The 21,985-nt window shown below is 70.9% G+C and carries 25 protein-coding genes; 9 read left to right on the forward strand and 16 right to left on the reverse strand.

Annotated elements, in window-relative coordinates:
- Positions 1-349 precede the first annotated feature (349 nt).
- The 7 genes from H9I38_RS10175 to H9I38_RS10205 all read right to left on the reverse strand — a co-directional run bounded on the left by H9I38_RS10175 (position 350) and on the right by H9I38_RS10205 (position 5,568).
- Positions 350-733: a barstar family protein gene (locus H9I38_RS10175; RefSeq protein WP_226338714.1), complete on the reverse strand. Its 384-nt coding sequence runs from the start codon at positions 731-733 to the stop codon at positions 350-352.
- Complete coding sequence (locus tag H9I38_RS10180; protein ID WP_226338715.1) at positions 730-1,194, reverse strand: ribonuclease domain-containing protein; 465 nt, start codon at positions 1,192-1,194, stop codon at positions 730-732. Before H9I38_RS10180 ends, H9I38_RS10175 begins: the two co-directional genes overlap by 4 nt.
- Entirely contained in the window at positions 1,191-2,186 is a 996-nt protein-coding gene (gene rlmB / locus H9I38_RS10185) for a 23S rRNA (guanosine(2251)-2'-O)-methyltransferase RlmB (RefSeq protein WP_226338716.1), read from the reverse strand. Before rlmB ends, H9I38_RS10180 begins: the two co-directional genes overlap by 4 nt.
- Positions 2,187-2,257: 71 nt before the next feature.
- On the reverse strand, positions 2,258-3,700 hold the full coding sequence (gene cysS / locus H9I38_RS10190) for a cysteine--tRNA ligase (protein WP_226338717.1): 1,443 nt from the start codon (positions 3,698-3,700) through the stop codon (positions 2,258-2,260).
- 9 nt (positions 3,701-3,709) lie between these two features.
- Positions 3,710-4,243 (reverse strand): 2-C-methyl-D-erythritol 2,4-cyclodiphosphate synthase, encoded by a 534-nt coding sequence (gene ispF, locus H9I38_RS10195; RefSeq protein WP_226338718.1) that lies wholly within the window; start codon positions 4,241-4,243, stop codon positions 3,710-3,712.
- The gene (gene ispD / locus H9I38_RS10200) at positions 4,240-5,067 is read right to left on the reverse strand and encodes a 2-C-methyl-D-erythritol 4-phosphate cytidylyltransferase (protein ID WP_226338719.1); all 828 of its coding nucleotides are present in this window, start codon (positions 5,065-5,067) and stop codon (positions 4,240-4,242) included. Before ispD ends, ispF begins: the two co-directional genes overlap by 4 nt.
- Positions 5,068-5,085: 18 nt before the next feature.
- Complete coding sequence (locus H9I38_RS10205; protein ID WP_226338720.1) at positions 5,086-5,568, reverse strand: CarD family transcriptional regulator; 483 nt, start codon at positions 5,566-5,568, stop codon at positions 5,086-5,088.
- A gap of 212 nt (positions 5,569-5,780) precedes the next feature.
- Between H9I38_RS10205 and H9I38_RS10210 the strand changes: the two genes are divergently transcribed.
- Positions 5,781-6,338: a hypothetical protein gene (locus tag H9I38_RS10210; RefSeq protein WP_226338721.1), complete on the forward strand. Its 558-nt coding sequence runs from the start codon at positions 5,781-5,783 to the stop codon at positions 6,336-6,338.
- Between the two features lie 162 nt (positions 6,339-6,500).
- Here the strand turns inward: H9I38_RS10210 and H9I38_RS10215 are convergent, their stop codons facing one another.
- The gene (locus H9I38_RS10215) at positions 6,501-7,181 is read right to left on the reverse strand and encodes a winged helix-turn-helix domain-containing protein (protein ID WP_226338722.1); all 681 of its coding nucleotides are present in this window, start codon (positions 7,179-7,181) and stop codon (positions 6,501-6,503) included.
- Positions 7,178-8,332, reverse strand: a complete 1,155-nt coding sequence (locus H9I38_RS10220; RefSeq protein ID WP_226338723.1) for a sensor histidine kinase — start codon at positions 8,330-8,332, stop codon at positions 7,178-7,180. Before H9I38_RS10220 ends, H9I38_RS10215 begins: the two co-directional genes overlap by 4 nt.
- A gap of 181 nt (positions 8,333-8,513) precedes the next feature.
- On the opposite strand from H9I38_RS10220, the gene phoU reads away from it, so the two are divergent.
- Positions 8,514-9,176: a phosphate signaling complex protein PhoU gene (phoU, locus tag H9I38_RS10225; protein WP_226338724.1), complete on the forward strand. Its 663-nt coding sequence runs from the start codon at positions 8,514-8,516 to the stop codon at positions 9,174-9,176.
- 101 nt (positions 9,177-9,277) lie between these two features.
- Here the strand turns inward: phoU and H9I38_RS10230 are convergent, their stop codons facing one another.
- The gene (locus H9I38_RS10230) at positions 9,278-10,027 is read right to left on the reverse strand and encodes a phosphoglyceromutase (RefSeq protein ID WP_226338725.1); all 750 of its coding nucleotides are present in this window, start codon (positions 10,025-10,027) and stop codon (positions 9,278-9,280) included.
- A 67-nt stretch (positions 10,028-10,094) separates the two neighbouring features.
- Here H9I38_RS10230 and H9I38_RS10235 point away from each other — a divergent pair, with 67 nt between their 5' ends.
- Positions 10,095-10,940: a class I SAM-dependent methyltransferase gene (locus tag H9I38_RS10235; RefSeq protein ID WP_413463542.1), complete on the forward strand. Its 846-nt coding sequence runs from the start codon at positions 10,095-10,097 to the stop codon at positions 10,938-10,940.
- 31 nt (positions 10,941-10,971) lie between these two features.
- Here H9I38_RS10235 and H9I38_RS10240 read toward each other — a convergent pair whose 3' ends face one another.
- Both H9I38_RS10240 and H9I38_RS10245 read right to left on the reverse strand, forming a co-directional pair.
- Complete coding sequence (locus H9I38_RS10240; protein WP_226338727.1) at positions 10,972-11,301, reverse strand: DUF2516 family protein; 330 nt, start codon at positions 11,299-11,301, stop codon at positions 10,972-10,974.
- A gap of 19 nt (positions 11,302-11,320) precedes the next feature.
- Entirely contained in the window at positions 11,321-12,523 is a 1,203-nt protein-coding gene (locus H9I38_RS10245; protein WP_226338728.1) for a trans-sulfuration enzyme family protein, read from the reverse strand.
- Between the two features lie 82 nt (positions 12,524-12,605).
- Between H9I38_RS10245 and tmk the strand changes: the two genes are divergently transcribed.
- The 3 genes from tmk (at position 12,606) to H9I38_RS10260 (ending at position 16,213) form a co-directional block, all read left to right on the forward strand.
- Positions 12,606-13,298 (forward strand): dTMP kinase, encoded by a 693-nt coding sequence (gene tmk / locus H9I38_RS10250; RefSeq protein WP_319002230.1) that lies wholly within the window; start codon positions 12,606-12,608, stop codon positions 13,296-13,298.
- Entirely contained in the window at positions 13,295-14,533 is a 1,239-nt protein-coding gene (locus tag H9I38_RS10255) for a DNA polymerase III subunit delta' (RefSeq protein ID WP_226338729.1), read from the forward strand. The genes tmk and H9I38_RS10255 overlap by 4 nt, the downstream gene beginning before the upstream one ends.
- 90 nt (positions 14,534-14,623) lie before the next feature.
- Complete coding sequence (locus tag H9I38_RS10260; RefSeq protein ID WP_226338730.1) at positions 14,624-16,213, forward strand: alpha/beta hydrolase; 1,590 nt, start codon at positions 14,624-14,626, stop codon at positions 16,211-16,213.
- A gap of 99 nt (positions 16,214-16,312) precedes the next feature.
- Here the strand turns inward: H9I38_RS10260 and H9I38_RS10265 are convergent, their stop codons facing one another.
- Positions 16,313-17,062 (reverse strand): HAD family hydrolase, encoded by a 750-nt coding sequence (locus H9I38_RS10265; protein WP_226338731.1) that lies wholly within the window; start codon positions 17,060-17,062, stop codon positions 16,313-16,315.
- Between the two features lie 244 nt (positions 17,063-17,306).
- On the opposite strand from H9I38_RS10265, the gene H9I38_RS10270 reads away from it, so the two are divergent.
- The 3 genes from H9I38_RS10270 to H9I38_RS10280 all read left to right on the forward strand — a co-directional run bounded on the left by H9I38_RS10270 (position 17,307) and on the right by H9I38_RS10280 (position 19,849).
- Positions 17,307-18,032: a LysE/ArgO family amino acid transporter gene (locus tag H9I38_RS10270; protein WP_226338732.1), complete on the forward strand. Its 726-nt coding sequence runs from the start codon at positions 17,307-17,309 to the stop codon at positions 18,030-18,032.
- A 330-nt stretch (positions 18,033-18,362) separates the two neighbouring features.
- A complete protein-coding gene (locus H9I38_RS10275) occupies positions 18,363-19,172 on the forward strand; it encodes a tyrosine-type recombinase/integrase (RefSeq protein ID WP_226338733.1) in 810 nt (269 codons plus the stop codon).
- Positions 19,173-19,210: 38 nt separating this feature from the next.
- On the forward strand, positions 19,211-19,849 hold the full coding sequence (locus H9I38_RS10280; RefSeq protein ID WP_226338734.1) for a hypothetical protein: 639 nt from the start codon (positions 19,211-19,213) through the stop codon (positions 19,847-19,849).
- A gap of 58 nt (positions 19,850-19,907) precedes the next feature.
- Here H9I38_RS10280 and H9I38_RS10285 read toward each other — a convergent pair whose 3' ends face one another.
- The 3 genes from H9I38_RS10285 to H9I38_RS10300 form a co-directional block, all read right to left on the reverse strand.
- Entirely contained in the window at positions 19,908-20,150 is a 243-nt protein-coding gene (locus H9I38_RS10285; protein WP_226338735.1) for a hemolysin XhlA family protein, read from the reverse strand.
- Between the two features lie 246 nt (positions 20,151-20,396).
- Positions 20,397-21,293 carry a peptidoglycan DD-metalloendopeptidase family protein gene (locus H9I38_RS11020; RefSeq protein WP_319002231.1) on the reverse strand — a complete coding sequence of 299 codons (897 nt, stop codon included), beginning with the start codon at positions 21,291-21,293 and terminating at the stop codon, positions 20,397-20,399.
- A 9-nt stretch (positions 21,294-21,302) separates the two neighbouring features.
- Complete coding sequence (locus H9I38_RS10300) at positions 21,303-21,977, reverse strand: hypothetical protein (RefSeq protein WP_226338736.1); 675 nt, start codon at positions 21,975-21,977, stop codon at positions 21,303-21,305.
- Between the last annotated feature and the right edge of the window lie 8 nt (positions 21,978-21,985).

Below are 21,985 nucleotides of genomic sequence, written 5' to 3' on the forward strand. Positions count from 1 at the left end.
AGATAAAACTCTACACACCCGCCACCGACCACGCAAATCGAAGAGCTCCCCCACCGCCAGAGCGCTCCTGGGGCTCACCCTCCGCTTCAGAAACCCCGTCATCTCGCGGATGTGCCGTGCAGCCGGGCCGCGTCCCGGACGGCGCAGCCGCCGTCGTCGTCGCCTTCTGAGGTTCATGACTCCCGTCACAACGCCAGCGGCGGCCCTCCTCGGGATGAGGAGGACCGCCGCTGGTTCGGGGTGAGGCCGCAGGGGACGCGACTGCGCGGGCTGAGGGCCGTGGCCTGTGGCGTGTCCCTAGGGGTGGGGAAGAAAACCGTGTCCCCCTGGGGAGAGGTGAGCGAGGGCGTCAGGCTCCCTCGGCCTTGCGGGACGTCTCGGGCTTCACGAGCACCACGTCGAAGGGGATGATGTCCCCGGCGTCCTGCTCGGTGTCCTCGAGGATCTGCTCGATGACGGCCTCGTCCTCGGTCGCGGCGAAATCGGGGTGCACGCCCACGATGAGGGTGGTGGGGCCCACGAGGGCATGGAGGAAGTCGTGCATGGCGTCCGCGAGCGCGTCCAGGTTCCGCCCGAAGTACTCAGGGAAGGAGAGACGGCGCGCGAACTCGCGGATGACCTCGTCCTTGGTCTCGTAGGGGAAGACCACGAGGGGAATGCGCCCCTCGGACACGGCCTCGTCCCCGAGGCGCTCGAGCTCCGCCTCGACGTCTGCGGCATGGATGACGTTCATCGGCCCTCCTCAATGAACCGGAAGTGCTGGTAGTGGTCGCTCGTGTAGTACTTCTCGTGCCCGGCGCCCACGACGATCCGGTGGGCCCCTCGGTTCGAGGCGCCCGGCGTCTTCACCGTGTACTCCTTGTAGTACCCGCTCTTCTTCTGCGGCAGGACGCGCTCGTAGTTGCCGAAGCGCACGCCGTCCCGCTCATACGGGAACGGGCCGCCCGTGCGGATGAGGCCCAGGGTCTTGCGCGCCTCCGCGGGAAGCCTCGACTCCTTGACGGACGGAAGGTCCGAGGGATTGCTCGGCGCACTCGCCGCGGGGCCTTCTCCCTGCGGGGCGGCAGATCCGCCGCTGCCCGAGCCGTCCGCTCCTCCGCATCCGGCGAGGAGGAGAACGAGCGAGGCCGCGGCCCCTGCCCGCGCGAGGAGCGAACTCCGCTGTCCTCGCGGCCCGGGCTGCAGCGCCGTCACGCGGAGGCGCTCCGCTGCCGGGCCACCTCGTAGAGGCTGATGCCCACGGCCATCGAGGCGTTGAGGGACTCCATCTCGCCGTCGATCGGGATGGAGACGATCTGGTCGCAGTTCTCCCGCACGAGCCGGGACAGTCCCTTGCCCTCCGAGCCGACGACGATGACGATCGGCTCCTGCGCCAGGGCGAGGCCGGGCAGGGAGACCTCCCCGCCGCCGTCGAGCCCGAGGACGAAGCAGCCGAGCTTCTTCGCCTGGCCGAGCAGCGTGTTGAGGTTGGTGGCCTTGGCCACGGGGACGCGGACCGCGGCGCCCGCCGAGGTCTTCCACGCCGAGGCCGTCATGCCCGCCGAGCGGCGCTCCGGAATGATGACGGCGTGGCCGGAGAACGCCGAGACGGAGCGGATGATGGCGCCGAGGTTGCGGGGATCCGTGATCCCGTCCAGCGCCACGATGATCGGCGCGGCCGAGAGGTGTCCCTTGTTCCACTGGTCCGTGAGGCGCTGCACCGTGGCGAGCCCGTCCGCGTACTCGTAGGGCGGGATGTGGAGGGCGAGGCCCTGGTGCACCGCGTCCTCCGTGAGGCGGTCCAGCTCGGCCTTGCTCGCCTCGAGCAGCGGGATGCCGCGCTCACCGGCGATCTTGAGGGCCTCCTTGACGCGGTCGTCCATCTCGATCCGCGTGGCCACATACAGGGCCTTGGCCGGGATCTCGGCGCGCAGGGCCTCCACCACGGAGTTGCGCCCGGTCACGGTCTCCGCGGACGTGCGCGTCCGGGAGCGCTGGGCGCCGCCGCGCTGCGCTCCGCCGTGCTTGGCGGCCGAGCGCTCCGCGAGCTGCTTGGCCCGGTGCGCCTTGTGGTAGACGCGATCCTCCGCCTTGGGCGTGGGGCCCTTGCCCGCCAGGGCCTTGCGGCCGTGGCCGCCAGTGCCGACCTGGGGGCCCTTCTTCTTCGAGGGTTTCCTCTGTGCGCCGGGACGCTGATTGCCTGCCATGCCCTCCACCTTACGGGAGGCGCTGGGCGCCCGGGCCGCGTGCGGGGGCTCCGCCGAGCGTGACGCTCGCCCTACCCCTTGACGGACCAGCGGGAGCCCGCGGCCGAGTCCTCGACGACGACGCGGGCGGCCGCGAGGAGATCCCGCAGCCGGTCCGCCTCGGCCCAGTCTCTGCGGGAGCGGGCCTCCTGACGGCGGGCGAGGACGTCCTCCACAAGGGTGGCCAGAGCCGCTTCCGCGGAGGAGTCCCGGGAGGCGCCGGTGCCGGCGTCGTCGAGCCCGAGGACCGAGGTCATGGCCCTCACGCTCGCCGCGATGCCGCGGGCCTTCTCCGCGTCCCCCGCCGCGAGGGCGCTGTTGCCCGCGCGGACGTGCTCGTGGATGACGGCGACGGCCTGGGGCGTCGAGAGGTCGTCGTCCATCGCGGCGCCGAAGGCCTCCGGGACCTCGGCTGCCGGCTCCACGTCCCCCGCGTTCTCGAGGAACGAGTCGATGCGGGCCACCGCCGCAGCGGCCTCCGCGATCGAGGAGGGCGCGTCTTTGGACGCGGGACGGTAGTCCAGCACGGAGCGGTAGTGGGCGGCGGTGAAGTAGTAGCGGACCACGCGCTCGCCGACCTCGTCGATGAGCTCCTGGGGAGAGACGGTGTTGCCCACGGACTTGGACATCTTCTCCCCGCCCATCGTCACGAGCCCGTTGTGCATCCAGATGTCCGCGAAGGCATCCCCCGCGGCCGTGGACTGGGCGAGCTCGTTCTCGTGGTGCGGGAAGCGGAGGTCCAGGCCGCCTCCGTGGATGTCGAACCGGGAGCCGAGGTACTTGGCGGCCATGGCGGAGCACTCGAGGTGCCAGCCGGGGCGCCCGCGTCCCCACGGGCTGGCCCACGCGGCGGACTCCGGCTCGCCCTCCTTGTGGCCCTTCCACAGCGCGAAGTCCCGGGGGTCCTTCTTGCCGCGGGGGTCCGCGTCTGGCGCCGCCTGCATGTCATCGACGGACTGCCGCGTCAGCGCTCCGTACTCCGGGAACGAGCGGACGTCGAAGTACACGTCCCCCGAGCCGTCCAGCGCCGGATAGGCGTGGCCCCGCTCGATGAGGCGCTCGATGAGGGCGAACATCTCCGGGACGTGCCCCGTGGCGCGGGGCTCGTACGTGGGCCGGCGGACGCCGAGACGGTCGTACGCGCGGTTGAAGGCCTGCTCGAAGCGGTACGCGAGCGCCCACCACTCCTCGTCCGGCACCTGGCCCGGCGCCGGATTCTCCACGCCGCGGGACTCGACGGACTTGGCGAGGATCTTGTCATCGATGTCCGTCACGTTCCGCACGGTGGTGACGCGGAGGCCGCGGTGCTCGAGCCAGCGGCTCAGCGTGTCGAACGCGACCGCGGAACGGACGTGCCCCACGTGCGGCTCGCCCTGGACCGTGGCGCCGCAGTAGTAGAGCCCCACGCGGCCGGGGACCACCGGCTCGAAGTCGCGGATCTCTCGGGTGCGGGAATCGTAGAATCGCAAGCTCACGCCTCCAGCCTATGCGCTCGGTGAGCCGTCCGAGCGGGCGGCGGGCACCAGGAGCGCGCTCGCCATGGCCATGGCCCCCTCGGCGCGGCCCAGGAAGCCGAGGCGGTCCGTCGTCGTCGCCGAGACCGAGACGGGGGCGCCCGCGATCTCGGAGAGCCGCGCCTCCGCCTCCAGCCGGCGCGGGGAGAAGACGGGGGCCTGGGCCACGAGCTGCACCGCGATGTTGCCGAGGACGAAGCCGGCCTCCGTCACAAGCCGGACCGCTTCCGCGAGGATGCGCTCGCCCGAGGCGCCGCGCATGTCCGGGCGGTCCACGCCGAAGTTCGAGCCGAGGTCCCCGAGCCCGGCCGCGGAGAAGAGGGCGTCCGCGCAGACGTGCGCCACGACGTCCCCGTCCGAGTGCCCCTCGAGCGCCCGCTCCCCCGGCCACTCCAGGCACGCGAGCCAGAGCGGGCGGTCCGGGTCCTCGCTGAAGGCGTGGACGTCCACGGCCACGCCGGTGCGCGGGATGACGACGGCGGGGGTGCGCTGCTCTGCGTTCACTTCTCTCCTGGTTCTGGGCGGGGCTGGTCTGGACGGGACTGGTCTGGGCGGGGCCGCCGGGCGGCGAGGACGTGCTCGGCGATGACGAGGTCGATCGGCGAGGTGATCTTGAGGGCGTCGGGGTGTCCGGCCACGAGCCGGACCTCGCCTCCGGCGGCCTCCATGAGCATCGAGTCGTCCGTGGCGGCCGCGGAGGGCAGCTCCGAGGCGGCGGCGTGGGCGGCGCGCAGCGGATCCGTGCGGAAGCCCTGCGGGGTCTGGACGGCGCGCAGCCGGGAGCGCGCCGGCGTGGACTCGATCCGCGTCCCGTCCTCGGAGACGGCCTTGACCGTGTCCACCACGGGGACCGCGGGGATGGCCCCGTCCGCACCGGCGCGGACCGCCTCGGCGACCTCGGCGAAGACGGCCGGAGGGGTCAAGGCTCGGGCGCAGTCGTGCACGAGGACGATGGGGCGGCGGACCGCTTCGAGCCCCGAGCGGACGCTGTCCGAGCGCTCCTGCCCGCCGGGAGCCCACGCGAACGCCGCAGCCGCCTCGCCGAACGCGGACTCGACCGCGGTCTTGAGCGCCTCCGCCTGCTCCGGGGCGGGCGGATGGAGGATGACGACCTGGGCGCCGGGGAGCGCGGCCAGGACGCCCCGGAGGGCGTGGACCACGAGGGGCTCCCCCGCGAGGAGGGCGAGGGCCTTGGGCATCCCCGCCCCGAGGCGGGTTCCCTGGCCGGCGGCGGCGAGGAGGACGGCGACGTCCTCCTCACCGGAAACGCCGGAAGGCGCCGCAGAGACTGCGGCGCCTTCCGGCGTGTTCACCGTTCCGGCGGTCACGATGCCTGAGAGCGGCGGCTAGGAGGCGAGGACTTCGTCCAGCACCGTGGCGGCCTGCTCCTCATCCGTCTTCTCAGCGAGCGCGAGCTCGGAGATGAGGATCTGGCGGGCCTTGGAGAGCATCCGCTTCTCCCCCGCGGAGAGGCCGCGGTCATTGTCCCGGCGCCACAGGTCACGGACCACCTCGGCCACCTTGATGACGTCTCCGGAAGCCAGCTTCTCCAGGTTGGCCTTGTAGCGGCGGGACCAGTTGGTGGGCTCTTCGACGAACTCCGCGCGGAGGACGTCAAACACATGCTCGAGGCCCTCCTTGCCGACCACGTCACGCACGCCGACCATGTCCACGTTCTCGGCAGGGACCTCGATGGTGAGGTCTCCCTGGGCGACCCGCAGCTTGAGGTACATCCTCTCCTCACCCTTGATGACGCGCGTCTTGATCTCCTCGATCGTGGCAGCGCCATGATGGGGGTAAACGACGGTCTCGCCAACCTCAAAAATCATGTGGATATTCCCCTTTCGCGGCCTCCATCCTAGCACGGAAGCGCCGAGAGTCCGCGTTCGGCTTTACTTCCGACAACCGTCCGGGATAGGTTCGAAGGTTCGCCTCCCTGCCTTAACCCCGCAGCCGCTGAGAACGGGTATCCTGGGAGTGATCTGTCAGTCTGCCAGCCGTTTCGAGGGCGCAGGATCCACACGCCACAGGAGTATTGAGAGTGACCAACGTTCGAGCATTCAGCGCCCGCCGGATCGCAGCGGCGTCGCTCATCGCCTTCTCCCTCGCCGGGGCCACCGGATGCGCCTCGATCAACGAGCAGGCCACCACCAAGGACTACAACCCCTCGGACGGCGTCCGCGCCACCGTCCAGGACGGCCAGTCCCAGGTGGACTTCCGCAACCTCATGGTCGTGAGCAACGGCAAGGGCAAGGAGGGCCGCGTGCTCGGCCGCATCGTCAACAACGGCGACTCCCCGGCCACGGTCACCATCAAGGTGGACGGCAAGCCGGCCGGCGAGCAGATCAAGGTCGGCACCGGCCAGAAGAACTTCGCGGATCTCGCCTCGGACACCCAGAAGGCCATGGTCCAGAGCGTCTCCAAGGCGCCGGGCGAGGGCATCAGCGCCACGGTCACGGCCAACGGCAAGTCCCAGGACGTGGACATCCCCGTTCTCGACGGCTCGCTGGAGCAGTACCGCAAGTACCTGCCGGGCGGCTACTCGCCGGCGCCGTCGCCCTCTGCTTCCGAGAAGTCCTCGGAGAAGAAGTCCCACTGACGCTCCGCCGAGGAGCAGGGCAGCAGACCCGAGCATCACAGAAGGGCCCTGCCGTCTGGCGGGGCCCTTCTGCGTCCGGAGTCGAGACGGCCGCCCAGGCTGAGGAGGCCGTGTGGGCTGAGACGGCCGCCCGGGGCTGGGGAGGCCGTCCGGCGCGGGGCCTCAGGCCTCGAACTTGTAGCCGAGGCCGCGCACCGTGATGAGGTGCTGCGGCGAGGAGGGGTCCGGCTCGATCTTCCCGCGCAGGCGCTTGACGTGGACGTCGAGGGTCTTCGTGTCCCCGACGTAGTCGCTGCCCCAGACCCGGTCGATGAGCTGGCCGCGTGTGAGCACGCGCCCGGTGTTGCGCAGGAGCATCTCGAGCAGCTCGAACTCCTTGAGCGGCAGCGAGACCTGCTCACCGTTGACGCTCACGACGTGCCGCTCCACGTCCATCGAGACCGGGCCGGCCGAGACCGCGCTGGAGACGAGCTCCTCCGGCTCGCTCTGGCGGCGCAGCACCGCGCGGATGCGGGCCACGAGCTCGCGGGAGCTGTACGGCTTGGTGACGTAGTCGTCCGCGCCGAGCTCGAGGCCCACGACCTTGTCGATCTCGGAGTCCTTCGCGGTCAGCATGATGATGGGGACGTTGGAGGACTGGCGGATGGTCCGGCAGACCTCCGTTCCGGAGAGCCCCGGGAGCTGGAGGTCCAGGAGGATGAGGTCCGGCGAGAAGCGGGCGAACTCGGTGAGCGCCTTGTTTCCGTCCTCCGCGACAAGGGGCTCGTACCCCTCCTTGCCGAGCAGGTAGCTCAGAGGATCGCTCAGCGATTCTTCGTCTTCGACAATGAGGATGCGGGTCACTCGACTTCCTTTTCCTTGACGTCGGCCAGCGCCGATTCATCGATGGGCATGCGCACGGTGAACGTGGAGCCGTGGCCCGGCTGGGACCACACGGCCACGTCTCCGCCGTGGTTGCTGAACACGTGCTTGACGATGCTGAGACCGAGGCCGGTTCCCCCGGTCTGCCGCGAGCGCGCGGAGTCCACGCGGTAGAAGCGCTCGAAGATCCGCTCCTGGTCCTCCGGTGAGATGCCGGGGCCCTGGTCCGCCACGGAGACCGAGACGACGCCCTCGCTCGCCCGGGCGCCGACCCCCACCGCGGTGCCCTCCGGCGAGTAGCGGATGGCGTTGTCGATGAGGTTCCGCAGCCCCATGGTGATCTGGTCCGCGTCCCCGTGGACCACGACTCCGGAGGGCGGCCCGGTCTTGATGGAGATGCCCTTGCTCTCCGCCGCGAGCGTGTTCTGGTCCACCGCCTCGGTGATCGCCGAGTCGATGGCCACGGAGGAGCCCTTCACCGTGACGTTGGTTCCCTGGAGGCGGGACAGCTCGATGATGTCCTGGACGAGCGCGGAGAGCCGCTTGGACTCCTTGTGGAGGCGCTGGGCGAAGCGCCGCACCTCGTCCTCGTCCTCCGCGGCGTCCTCGACGGCCTCGGCGAGCAGCGAGATGGCCCCCACGGGGGTCTTGAGCTCATGGGAGACGTTGGCCACGAAGTCGTTGCGCACCGCCTCGGTGCGCGTGACCTCCGTGCGGTCGTCCGCGAGGAGCACGATGAACTCCTCCCCCAGCGCTGCGGCGCGGACGTGCACCACGATGTTCAGCCCGCTCATGGGCGTGCGCGGGAGATCGAACTGTGCCTCCTCGATGACGCCGTCCCGCCGCACGCGCTCGGCCATGGTCCGCAGCTCCTCGTGCACGAGGCTGTGCCCCTTGATGAGCCCGTAGGCGTACGCGGAGGGGTTGGCCTTGACGACCCCGTTGAAGGAGTCGACGACGACGTAGGCGCGGCCGACGACCGAGAGGACCTCGGCGGCGCCGTCGCCGATGGTGGGGGCGACGACGTCCCGCTCGCGCCGGCGGCGCTCGGAGGCGTGGAAGGCTCCGACGGCGATCGCGCCGACCACCACACCCAGGAACAGGGCGAGGACGGCGACGACGAGGGAGCTCACCCCACCAGCATAAGCAGGGCGCGCGCCGCAGAGGAGGGCTCCGGAGCGGAACCGCGGGTCCGTTCAGCTAGAGTTCACGCAGGCTGCCACGGGTGTTCACGCCCGCGTGACAGTCTCACGGACGTGGCGAATGCTCCGATGCACGTCACCCACCACGACGCGACCACGCAAAGGATGTCCAGTGCGCAAGGCTTTCCAGGAAGAATTGGCCACCATCAACGAAGAGCTCATCAAGATCGCCGAGCTCGTGGCGAACGCCATGGACGAGTCCGTCGCGGCGCTCCAGGCCTCCGACACGGAGAAGGCCCAGGAGGTCATCGCAGCCGACGCCCGGATCGACTTCCTCCAGCACGAGCTCGACGAGCGCTCCATCGACGTCCTCGCGCTCGAGGGCCCCGTGGCCTCGGACCTCCGCCTCGTCGTGGGATCCCTGCGGATGAGCATCTCGCTGGAGCGCATGGGCGACCTCGCCCGGCACATCGCGCAGCTCGTCCGCCTGCGCTTCCCCGCGGAGGTCATCCCGGCCTCGATCCGCCCCACCTTCGAGGAGTTCGCGGCGACGGACCGGCAGATCGCCCGGGACCTCGTCGAGCTCCTGCGCACCCGCGAGCTCGACGTCGCGCAGCGGATCGTCGAGGCGAACACGCGCGTCAACGAGCTCCACGCCTCGGTGTTCCAGCAGATCGCCGCGGGCGAGTGGGACGCGAACGCCGCGACGAGCGTCGACGTCGCGCTGGCCTCCCGCTACTTCGAGCGCTTCGCCGACCACGGAGTCTCCGTGGCCCGGAAGGTCACCTACCTCGTCTCCGGCGACTGGGAGCCGATGCACAACGGCATCGGCTGACCCGCCGCCTGAACCGTTCTCCCACGCAGAGCGCCCCTCCCGCTGAGCAGCGGGAGGGGCGCTCTGCGTCTGAGACGGCCGGGACGCCGTCAGGGCTGCGGCTAGGCCTTGCCCTTCTTGCCCTGGTTCGCCACGGCCTGGGCGGCGGCCTCGGCGGCCTCCGGGTCCAGGTAGCGGCCGCCCTTCTGAACGGGGCGCAGGGACTCGTCCAGCTCGTAGACGAGCGGGATGCCCGTGGGGATGTTGAGGCCCACGATGTCCTCGTCCGAGATGCCGTCGAGGTGCTTGACGAGCGCGCGGAGCGAGTTGCCGTGGGCCGTGATGAGCACGCGCTTGCCGGACTTGACGACCGGGGCGATCTTCTCATCCCAGTACGGCACGAAGCGCTCGATGACGTCCTTGAGGCACTCGGTGCGCGGCACCTCGAGGCCCTCGTAGCGCGGATCCTCCGTCTGGGCCCAGCGGTCCGCCGGGTCGATCGCGGGCGGCGGGGTGTCGAAGCTGCGGCGCCAGAGCATGAACTGCTCCTGGCCGTACTGCTCGAGCGTCTCCGCCTTGTCCTTGCCCTGGAGTGCGCCGTAGTGGCGCTCGTTGAGGCGCCAGTCCCGGGTCACGTCGATCCAGGTGCGCTCCGCGGACTCGAGCGCGAGGTTGCTCGTGACGATGGCGCGCTGGAGGCGGCTCGTGAAGAGGTGGTCCGGGAGGAGGTCCGCCTCCTTGAGGAGCTCGCCGGCGCGCTTGGCCTCGGCCCGCCCCTGCTCGGTGAGCGGGACGTCCACCCAGCCGGTGAAGAGGTTCTTCTCATTCCATTCGCTCTGCCCGTGGCGCAGCAGGATCAGTGTGTACGTCATGCCCCTCACTCTAGCCATTCGAGGGGGAGCGCGGAGACCCGCAGGGCACCCAATTAGGATGCCTAACGTGGTGGAGAAGGCGAGAGCGCTGCAGGCGCGCCCCGGACGGCCCGTGGGCCATGCGACCCGGGGCACGACGGCGGCGAACCGCATGCGCCGCGTGGACCGGTGGCTCGCCCAGACCCACGCCTCCCTCCTCGCGTCCGAGGAGAGCCCGCTCATCGTGGACCTCGGGTTCGGGGCGAGCCACGTCACGCCGCTCGAGCTGTTCCGCCGGATGCGGGTCCCCGCGCCCCTGGCCGAGGTGGTGGGACTCGAGATCGACCCGGAGCGGGTGCGCCGCGCCTCCGCCTTCGCCGAGCCCGGGCTGAGCTTCCGGGTGGGCGGGTTCGAGGTGCCCACCGAGCGCCGGCCCGTGGCCATCCGGGCCTTCAACGTCCTGCGCCAGTACCCCGAGTCGGACGTCCCCGCCGCCTGGAGCGCCATGACCGCGCGGCTCGCGCCCGGCGGCGTCCTCATCGAGGGGACCTGCGACGAGATCGGACGGATTGCCACCTGGGCCGCCGTCGACGTCCGCGGGCCGCAGACCCTCACGATCGCGGTCAACCCGTGGCGGATCGGCCGCCCCAGCGACGCCGCCGAGCGCCTCCCAAAAGCCCTCATCCACCGCAACGTCCCCGGAGAAGGGGTCTACGAGCTGTTCCGGGCCGCGGACCGGGCGTGGGAGCTGGCCGCGGGCCTCGGCTCCTTCTCCCCGCGGCAGCGCTGGATGGCGACGGCGAACGCCCTCGCGGCGGACGGATGGGTGCTCGGGCCCGGCAACCGGGACGGGCGGGTGCTCGGAGGGCCGCAGCGCTTCAGGCTGGGCGAGATGACCGTGCCGTGGGAGCGGGTGGCGCCGTCGCCGTCGTGATCCGCGGGGCGCGCACGGCGGGCCGGGGGCGTCAGGCGAGGGCGCGCTTGACGTCCGCGAGGTAGATGCCCGCGGCGATGACCGCGACGACCTGGAAGATCTGGCCGCTGAAGTGGCCGGCGACGAGGCCGTTGCGGAGCGTGAAGGAGAGGATCGCGAGGACGTTTCCGACGCAGACGAGCGCGGCCACGCCGGTGATCGCGGCCCAGAACCCCTTGGTGCGCTTGCCCATGACCTCGAACATGCGCGCCGGGCGGCGCAGGCAGTCCGCGAACGCGACGACGGCGACGACGCCGGCGAAGAGCGAGAGGCCCGCGTCCACGACGAAGAGGATTCCCTGGAGCAGCATTCCGATGGTCATAGTGGCTCCAGTCTACGGCTCAGGCCTGCCCGGAGGCTGAGCCCGCGCCGGGGGCCGAGTCCGAATCCGCCTCCCGGCCCGGCTGCGGGAAGACGGAGGCGAGCGCCTGCTCGAGGTCCGCCCAGAGGTCCTCGACGGACTCGATCCCCACGGAGAGGCGGATGAGGCGCTCGGGGACGCTCGCGACCTCGCCCGGATGCCGGTGGCGCCGCTCGAGCGTGGACTCCACTCCCCCGAGGCTCGTGGCGCTCGTCCAGAGGCGCAGGGCCGCGATGACGGCGTCCGCCTCCTCGACGCCGCCGCGCAGGCAGACGCTCACCACCGAGCCGAAGCCGTCCATGGTGCGGGCGGCCGTCTCGTGCCCGGGGTCAGACGGGAGCGAGGGGTGGCGGACCGTCTCGACGGCGGGGTGGCACGCGAGCCTCGCGGCGAGCTCGGCCGCGCTGGCCTGGGAGCGCTCGACCCGGACGGCGAGGGTCCTCAGACCGCGCAGGGCCAGCCACGCCTCGAACGGCCCCGCGATGGCCCCGTGGAGGGTGCGGTGGGAGACGAGCCGCCCCCGCAGCTCCTCCGTGGCGGGCACGGCGGCGCCGAGGACCACGTCCGAGTGGCCCGCGAGGTACTTGGTCACGGAGTGCACGACGACGTCCGCCCCGGACTCGAGCGGGCGCTGGACGAGCGGCGTGGCGAACGTGTTGTCCACGAGGCTGAGGACGCCGCGAGCGCGGGTCTCGGCGAGGAGGGCCGGGAGGTCGCTCACCTCGAGCATCGGGTTGGTGGGCGACTCGAGCCACACGGCGGTCCGCTCCGGGGCCAGGGAGGCGAGGCGCTCCGCGAGGGGATTCGAGCCGTCCACGTCGAAGAACTCGAGCTCGAGGAGTCCCCGCGCCTCGAGGTCCCGGGCGAGGGCGATGGTGCCCGGGTAGGTGTGGCGCGGCATGAGCAGGCGCGCTCCCGCGGGCACGAGCGAGAGGGCGCCGGCCACCGCGCCGAGCCCCGAGGCGAAGAGCACGGCGGGGACGGGCGCGCCCTCGAGGTCCCCGAGGGCCTCCTCGAACGGCTCCCACGTCGGGCTGGACATCCGCCCGTAGGTGCGCAGCCCGGACGCGTCTCCCCGCCCCACGAACGTGGAGGCGACGGTGATGGGCGGGTTGAGCGGCTGGTCTTCCTCATGGCCGGGGCGGCCGAGGCTGACGAGGCGGGTCTCGGGGCTGAGCGTCATGGACCCAGGGTAGTGAGAGAGAGTTGTCCACATGAAGCCGGCTCCATATCGTGAACGGAAGGCCGGGAGATACGCTGGGAGGGTGAGCCAGAGCATGCCCGAGCCAACCGTCCGCCAGCCCGAGCGCAGGGGCCTGTTCGTGGTGTTCGAGGGCGGGGACGGAGCCGGGAAGAGCTCCCAGATCCCCGAGCTGGCGGCGTGGCTGACGAGCCTCGGCCATGACGTCCTCGCCACGCGCGAGCCGGGAGGAACGGAGATCGGCGAGAGCATCCGCCCGCTCATCCTCGAGCACGGCCACGGAGACGTGGACGCCCGGACCGAGGCGCTGCTCTACGCGGCGGCGCGGGCCGCGCATGTGGAGCAGGTCATCCTGCCGCGGCTGCGGAACGGGGGCTCGGTGGTGTGCGACCGCTTCGTGGACTCCTCCGCCGCCTACCAGTCCGCGGGGCGGGAGCTCTCGAAGGACGAGGTGCTCGCCGTCAACGCGTTCGCCACCCAGGGGCTGGTCCCGGACCTCACGGTCCTCCTGGACATCTCTCCGGAGGAGGGCCGGGCCCGCCGCTCCTCCTCCCGCCCCGGCGAGGACCGGATCGAGTCCGAGCCGGACGGCTTCCACGCCCGCACCCGCCAGGCCTTCCTCGACCTCGCCGCGGCGAGCCCGGAGCGCTACGAGGTGATCGATGCCCGCCTCTCCAAGCGGGAGATCCAGGAGCGCGTGCAGTCCCGCGTGGCGGAACTCCTCGCGGAGCGCGGCGAGCAGGGAGCGCGGCCGTGAGCCCCGCAGGCGCCGGCGTTCCGGAGCGGAACGTCCCGGAGCAGGGCGTCCCCGGAGCGCAGCTCGAGCTCTCGGGCGTCTGGGCGGACCTCGTGGGCCAGGAGCGGGCCGTGGAGCCCCTCGCCGCAGCCGCGGCGTCCGAGACCCCGCACCACGCCTGGCTCCTGACCGGGCCTCCGGGGTCCGGCCGCTCCAACGCCGCGCTCGCCTTCGCGGCGGCGCTCAACTGCGAGCGTCCGGACGTCTCGCCGCGCGGCTGCGGGGAGTGCGAGTCCTGCGTGCTCGCCCGGGCCAAGAGCCACCCGGACATCACGCGGATCGCCACGGACAAGTCCGTCATCACCATCCAGGAAGCCCGCGAGATCGTCCAGCGGGCCTTCGACCGCCCCACGCGCGGGCGCTTCCGCGTCATCGTCATCGAGGACGCGGACCGCATGGCGGAGCGCACCACGAACGTCCTCCTCAAGGCCATCGAGGAGCCCCCGCCGCACACGGTGTGGGTCCTCTGCACGCCGAGCCCCGGGGACGTGCTCGTGACCATCCGCTCGCGGTGCCGGCTCGTGAGCCTCAAGCTCCCGGACCCGGCGGACGTGGCGCGGCTCCTCGTGGAGCGGGACGGGTTCGAGCCGCAGACGGCGGAGCTCGCGGCCCGTGCGGCCCAGAGCCATATCGGCGTGGCCCGCCGCCTCGCCTCGGACGCGGACGCGAGGAGCCGGCGGAAGGACATCGTGACCCTGCCGCTGAGGCTGAAGACCGTGGCCTCCGGCATGGGCGCGGCCCAACGGCTCGTGGAACTCGCGGACTCGGAGGCGGAGGCCTCGCTCGCGGAGCGGAACGCGGCCGAGAAGGCGGATCTGCTCCGCCAGCTGGGCGTGGAGGAGGGGGCCCCGGTCCCGCCCCAGCTGCGCATCCAGGTCAAGCGCCTCGAGGAGGAGCAGGCCCGCCGGGCCAAGCGCAGCCGGAACGACTACTACGACCGCGCCCTGACCGACCTCCTCTCCTGGTACCGGGACGTGCTCATCCTGCAGACCGGCGTCTCCGCGGAGGACTCCTCCCGCTCGCTCGTGAACCCGGACCTCGCCGAGGACCTCGCGGAGGCCGCGCGCAGCACGCCCCCGGAGGACACCCTGCGCTCCATGGACTCCATCAACTCGACGCGCCGCCGGCTCGTCACCACCAACGTGGCCCCCGCCCAGGCCATCGAGGCGATGATGGCGTCCCTGGTCCCCCACTGATCCCGCTCCCCCGCTGATCCTGCCCCCTCGATCCCCTCCCCCGCCGACCTGTTCCGCCGACCAGCCGCCACACCGAACCGAGGAGATTCCGTGATCCAGTCCCGCCCGTCCCAGACGTCCCGGAGACGCCCTGCGCTCGCCGCCGCAGCGCTCGCGCTCTCGCTGGCCGCGGCGGGCTGTTCCGGCCCCTCCGCGGGCGGGGACAAGAAGGCGGACGGCGCGGCGTCGGGCGGCTCGGCGTCGTCGTCCTCGAGCGCGGCGCAGCCGATGCCCTCGACCGACCCGGCGCTCGCCCGCTTCACGGGGCAGACCGTCCACTGGAGCTCCTGCGAGGGGGACAAGGAGTGCGCGGACATCACCGTCCCCGTGGACTACGCGCACCCTGACAAGGAGACGATGCGCATCCGCGCCATCCGGATCCCGTCCTCGAACCCCAAGGCTCCCGCGCTGTTCGTCAACCCCGGCGGGCCGGGAGGCTCCGGCTACGACCAGGTGAAGGACGACGACGGGAAGTTCGACTCGGACGCCATCCGCTCCCGGTACAGCGTGGTGGGGTTCGACCCGCGCGGCGTGAGCCGATCGGAGGGCATCCAGTGCCTCACGGACAAGGAGAAGGACGCGGAGCGCGCCGCGAACATCGACGACTCCACACCGGATGGCCTGGCGAAAGCCCATGCGGCGGCCAAGGCGCTCGGGCAGAAGTGCAAGGAGAAGTCCGGACCGGTCCTGGCGCACATGGACACCGCGAGCGCCGCCCGGGACCTCGACGTCATGCGGGCCGCCACCCAGAGCCCCCGGCTGAACTACCTCGGCTTCTCCTACGGGACGTACCTCGGCGCCATGTACGCGCAGCTGTTCCCGGACAACGTGGGCCGGTCCGTCCTGGACGGCGCCGTGAAGCCGAATGCGACGCCTCAGGAGATCGACGAGGGCCAGGCCGTGGCGTTCGAGAAGTCCTTCACCGCCTACGCCAAGAGCTGCGCTCAGCGAGGCGACTGCCCGCTCAAGGGCGAGCCCAAGGAGCAGCTCGCCCAGCTGACCGAGCTCATCGCGAAGTACAGGAAGACGCCCGGCAAGACCTCCGACGGGCGCGTCTTCACGGCGGACGACCTGGTCCAGGCCCTCATCCTGCCGATGTACGAGGACAGCATCTGGCCCATGCTGGACAAGGCGATCCGCGGAGCGATGGAGGGCAAGCCGGACGCCGCCATGCGGATCGCGGACCTCTCCCTGGAGCGTGACGAGTCAGGCCACTACTCCGGCAACCAGGACGTGGCGTTCTCCGGCGTGCAGTGCCTCGACCACCCCGGACGGCCGAGCGACGCCGAGATGAAGGCGGACGCGGAGCGGCTCAAGAAGAAGGCCCCGTTCACCGCGCCGCTCATCTCCTACTCGCAGCTCCCCTGCGTCGAGTGGCCGGTCACCCCGGCCAAGGGCGCTCCGGCCATCAAGCCGGCCAAGCCCGTGACGGCGCTCGTCATCGGCACCACGGGAGACCCGGCCACCCCCTACGAGTGGTCCAAGGACCTCGCGAGCACGCTCGGCGGCGACTCGCGCGTGCTCACCTCCGTGGGCCACGGCCACACCGCGTTCGGCCGTGCCGGCTCCTGCGTCACAGACGCGGTGCTCGACTACCTCTCCGAGGGCCGGCTGCCCAAGGCCGGAAAGGTGTGCACGTAGGAGGCCCCGCCTCGGGGTGCCGGCGTCGGGGCCCGGCCTCGGGAATCGGTACCGGGCCCCTGCCTCGGGGACCGGTGCCTGGGCGAATGTCTCGCGGCCTTACCCCCGCTCCCCGGAGAGGAGCCCGGGCAGCCCCGCCACTGAGTCCATGACGTCCGTGGCGCCGGCGTCCCACAGCTCGCCCGCGCTGAAGGCGCCCGTGGTCACGCCGACCACATCCGAGGCGCCCGAGCGCAGTCCCGCCGTCATGTCGTTCGGGGTGTCCCCCACCACGACGACCTCCCGGACGTCGTCGACGTCCAGCGCCAGCACCGCCGTGAGGACGATGTCCGGAGACGGCCGCCCGCGCCCGGCGTCGGAAGGGCAGAGGCTGAGGTCCGCGAGGCCCATCCACCCCAGCGACTCCAGGATGGTGTTCTGGGTGTGGCGCGCGAGCCCCGTGGCCAGGCAGACGAGCACGCCCTCCGAACGGAGCCAGGCGATCGCATCTGCCGCTCCCTCCACCGGGCGGACGCCGCGCTCGCGGACGAGCTCGTCGTAGCGGTCCTCGAAGCGGCGGTTGGCCTGGTGGGCCGTGCTCACGTCGTCGTGGAAGAGGCTCCGGAACACGCCGAAGCGGCTCGTGCCGTGCGCCTGCCGCCACAGCCTCTGCACCTCGGACTCCGCCTCGGATCCCGCGGCGATCCCGTGGGCGTCGAGGACCTCGCGCAGACAGTCCTCCTGGATGAGGCCGTCGTCCACCGTGGTGCCGGCCATGTCGAGGACGGCGAGCTGGGGCCGGCGCACGGGCCGCGGCGAGCGGGCGGACTGGTCGGAGCGGGGCGGACGGAGGACGGACAGCGAGGGCACGGACGGCTCCTCTCGGGAGACACGGCGGACGGACGGGAGAGGGCGGGCAGGCGCCCGGGCGCCGTCGGGCATGCCTCGCACGCTGTGGCGGACGGGACTCGGGCGACGGGGCCGTGGAACCTCTCCGGGACGTCCATCCTCCTCAGCGGAGATGGCGAGCCGCGCAAACGACCCGTGTCCACTGCGTGAATCTTGAGGACGGCCCGCGCGGGGAGCAGGGCCGCCCGACCGTAGGATGTGGGTCATGCTCCTCGCCGCCGTCCCCGCGCCCCTCCACGCCGCCGCCTCCGGCCTGGGCACGGGCCTCGCCCTCATCGCGGCCATCGGAACCCAGAACGCCATGCTCCTGAGGCAGGGAATCCGCCGGGACGCCGTCACACGGCTCATCGCCGTCTGCACGCTCTCCGACGTGCTCCTCATCTCAGCCGGGGTGGCGGGGATGGGCGCGCTCGTCCAGGCCGCCCCGCAGCTCATCACCGCCGTGACGTGGATCGGCGCGGCGTTCCTCTTCGTCTACGGGCTGCTCTCGCTCAAGAAGGGGCTCTGGGGCCCCGGGGAGACCATGCAGGCGGACGCCGCCGCGCCCGACGCCTCGAGGCGAGGCGCCGGGGCCGAGGCCGAGGCCGAGACAGGGTCCCAGGCCGCCGCCGGGGCCGGGGCTGCCGGGCGCCGGCCGCGGCTCGGCCGTCACGGCCGTGCGGTTCTCACCATGCTGGCCCTCACGTGGCTCAACCCGCACGTGTACCTGGACACGCTGGTCTTCCTCGGATCCGCCGCGGCCGCCCACGGAGCGAGCCGCTGGCCGTTCGGCTTCGGCGCCATGCTCGCGAGCCTCATCTGGTTCTGCGCCCTCGGCTACGGCGCCCGCTTCCTCGCCCCGCTCTTCTCCCGCCCAGTCACGTGGAAAGTGCTCGACACCGCGGTGGGCGTCCTCATGATCGTCCTCGGCGTCATGCTCCTGCGGGGCTGACGGATGAGAGAGGAAGACGGCGGCGGAGCGGGACGACGACGGCCCGCGAATGCCGATGAGTATCCTTGAAACGGCTCAGCTGGCCCACGGGCTGTCCGCAGCGATCCCGCGAGCTGCAGAATCGCGCAGCGCTGATGCGGGCATGCGAAAGGCCCCCGCTCCGAAGAGCGAGGGCCTTGGCTGAGCCCCCTGCCGGGATCGATCCGGCGACCTTATCATTACGAGTTGCCCGTTGCTCTCGCCCTCGTGGCGTGATTGCGATCTGTTACGTCTGCAATGCTTCGCAACGGTAGCTTTTTGCCGGTCGGCTTTCCGGGTATTTAACTCGCCATGAGCACGACCCGCCTTCTCGTAGACTTCGCGGCCTACCAGCGCGCTGCAGGCCTTTCCCACCGCACCATCCGAGAGCGCGAGGGTGTGCTCCGGCAGCTCTCCCAGCACGTCAGCCTCGAGCGGGTGAGCGCCCGGGAGGTTATCCGCTTCATCGGCCGGCCAGGACTCAGGGCGTCGAGCCGGGCGACGTACCGGACGAGCATCGCTGCCTACACAAAATGGGCATGTGAGGAGGGCATCCTCGGCATGGACCCCATGGACCGGGTCCCTCGCGTAAAGCGACCGAGACTCGTGCCCCGCCCCATAACGGCAGCCGATATCTCCCGGCTCGTGGAGTCCTCACGGCGTCTCACCCGCGTGAAGATCCTCCTCGCAGCGCTCGCCGGCCTTCGCGTCCACGAAATCGCCAAAATCCGCGGCGAGGACATCGACCTCGACGCCCGCACCCTCACGGTTGAAGGCAAGGGCGGGCACATTGCACTCATTCCGCTGCACCCGCAGCTTGTCGAGATCGCGCAGGGCATGCCGCGAATTGGCTTCTGGTTCCCCTCCGAGACACGGCGCGGGCATGTCCACGCCCGCGCTGTCGGAAAAGCCATCCAACGCGCAATCGACCGGGCTGGCGCCGACGGCACGCCTCACCAGCTGCGCCACTGGTACGGATCAAGCCTGCTCGCGAGCGGCGCGGACCTACGCACCGTTCAAGAGCTAATGAGACACGTCTCCATCCAATCGACTCAAATCTATACGCTCGTCCCAGATGAAAGACGACACGAAGCGGTCTCCCGCCTCTCCATAGCCGCGTGAATCTTGCATTTCCAACCAAGTCGAATTATGATCGCGGTATGGATATTTTCAGCCATATTTCCGAAGTTTTCAAGGCCGTTTATGCGTTCCTCAAGGATGCCGCCCCCATCGGCGGACTCATCGCAGGAGGATACGCGGTAAGACAGTTCCGATTAAATCGGAAGAATAGCGATGCACAGACGCGACCATACATCTCCGCAAGACTGCTCCCAGGAATTTGGGGGCCAGGCAACTACGACCTCCTCGTCGAGAACCACGGAAAGTCAGCAGCCCGTGACATCCGCCTGACCATCGACGGGTCGATCGACGACCCCAAGGGAGATGGAGCACTCGCGGAATCGCTACGAAAGCCCTACACGGGCAACTACTCGTTTGACCTCCCGCCCGGAGCCCGTCGCAGGTTCGCCTGGAAGCTCAAGATTTCCGCCGCCACCCACGAGGGCGTTTCTTCCGGGCCAGTCCCCCTCAATATCACGTATACAGACAGCATTCATTTGAACAAGAAGAAGGATAAGTATTCCGAAAATATTTCCGTTGACGCGGAAGAATTGGGGAAGTTGCTCGCCGCCCCACTGGAAGGGTTTCACCCCGCGGACCGCAAGAGCTACACGTTGAAGCACATCGCCGATCGACTGGCTTTGCTCGTCCGCGCCATCGAACGTAACCACATCGAATAGTTCCCCTACGAAACGGTGGTCTCTCGCGCGGATTTTTGCGAGAGACCACCGTTATTTTCTACCGGCTTCCTAGCCGGACTGCGACGTCGATGACGAGGCCGACGAGGCCCGTGCCGATGAGTCGAGCGATCCAGGTCTGCGCGGACTCAAGACGCTGCACCCGGTCACGGAGCGGCTGGACCTCGCCCCGGAACTCCGCCTTCGTCGGATGAGCTGTGTCCAATTTCGTCTCGATGCGGTCGAGGCGGCGGACGACCTCGCCGAGGGTGATGTCGTCGAGGCTCGTGTCATCGGCCACCACGCACCGCCCTCCGCCCCCGGGCCACGGCACGCCGCGGCGCCACACGTTGCGTCGCCTCGGCGGGGTGCTCCTCGCGTGGCGTGCGCTTGAGGTACCCGCCCGCGAACGCCAGGATCGCGGTGAGGGCAGCCGCTGCCTCCGACGGCACCTGAAGGTGGCAGACCTCCTCCGCGAACCACACGATGAGGACGGCCAACGATCCGGCGAGCCCGGCGGCCGTGACTTTCGCTGTTGGTCTCATAGCCGTTATCCCTTCTGGACCCAGGCCCGGTTGCCGGCGTACACGATGGTCGAGACCGTCCAGCCGTTGAGGTGCATGATGTGCTCGCCGGAGAGCCCGTACTGGCCGCCGATGGCAGCCGCGACGCCCTGAGGAGACGCGACATCCGCCGCGGTGACGGTGTGGACCACGGCCCCCGGGATGAGGATGCGCTGCCCCACCTCGATCCGGTCCGGGTGGCGGATGCCGTTGTGCTGGGCGAGCTCGGCGATGGTCTTGCCGTAGTGGGCGGCGATCCCGCCGAGCGTGTCCCCCGGGTCGACAATCCAGAACAGCCCCGCCGGGGCGATGGCGTGGCGCGGCGTCACGGGACGGGCCGCGGCGCGTGCGGCGGCGAGGGCGGCGGCTTTGTTCTCCGCGTCGATCTGCAGCTGCGGGTCGTACCGGGCCCACAGAATGCCGGCCACCTTGCCGGGGGCGAGGTCTACGCGGGCTTCGAGGATGCACTCGAAATGCAGGTGCGGCCCGGTGGACTGGCCGGTGTTGCCGGAGAGGCCGATGACCTGCCCGCGGGTCACCCGCTCCCCCGCCGCCGGGTACCGGTGCGAGAGATGCGCGTAGCAGCTGATCCAGTCGCCATGGTCGATGTACACACAGAACCCACCCTCCTCCGAGCTGTTGTCGGGCAGGACGGCCTTGCGCTCGAGCTCGTCATCGGTGATCTTGTGGCCCCAGTCGGCCCAGAGGACCGTGCCGTCGGCAATCGCCCGCACCGGGGTGCCCACGGGACACGGGTAGTCCTGACCGAGGTGGCCGCCGGTGTGCCGGTTCCAGGGGAAACGGCGGCCGTGCGGGTCCTCCCCGAAGCGCTGCGAAATCGTGCGAGCGAGCTCATCGGGGACGGGGTAGACGTCAGTGCTCATGGATGCCTCCTAGACGGTCAGGGTGAGGGCGGTGCGGGCATCGGTGAGTGCCTGGGCCTGCTCCTCCGCCGTCAGGACGCGGGGCCAGACCTTCAGCAGCGCGTACTCCTCGGAGACGTCGCTGCTGTAGACGTTGGTGCCGAGGGTGTACCGGGTGGAGGCCGAGGGCTGCAGGGCCAGGTCGGGGCCCGCGCTCGTGCCGTCGATGCTCGCCGTGACCCGCCCTGCCGTCAGGGTGAGCAGGTACACGGCCAGGCGTGCCGGCGGGCTCGACTGGAAGCTCGCGGTTGTGGTGCCGGAGACGGTGAGCTTGCCCGTGGCGCCACCGCCGATGACCCAGCCCGGGACGCCGATCTGGGCGCTCTTGGCGGCGGCGAGGCGGGCGACGAGCAGCACCGTCTGCCCCGTCGGCGGGGCCTGGCCGGGGGCGCTCATCCGGTCCGCGCCCGCGGCGATGGTCACGACCGGGCACGGCCCGTCCACGAACCGCACGCCCGTGGTGCCGGTAGCCAGAGGTGTGGTGCCGGTGATGTCCGGCAGCTCGCGGACCGGGCCGTCCGTGCCGCGCAGCGTCGCGGCGGCCCACATGTGCGAATAGTCACGGGGCCCGATCGTCGGCGGAGTGAACACCGCCGCCGGGTCGAGGACGGGCGCCCCGGTGGGGATGCCTTTGGCTGCTTCCATGATGCGTT

This window comes from Arthrobacter sp. UM1 (assembly GCF_020483305.1).
In the GTDB taxonomy this organism is placed as follows: domain Bacteria; phylum Actinomycetota; class Actinomycetes; order Actinomycetales; family Micrococcaceae; genus Falsarthrobacter.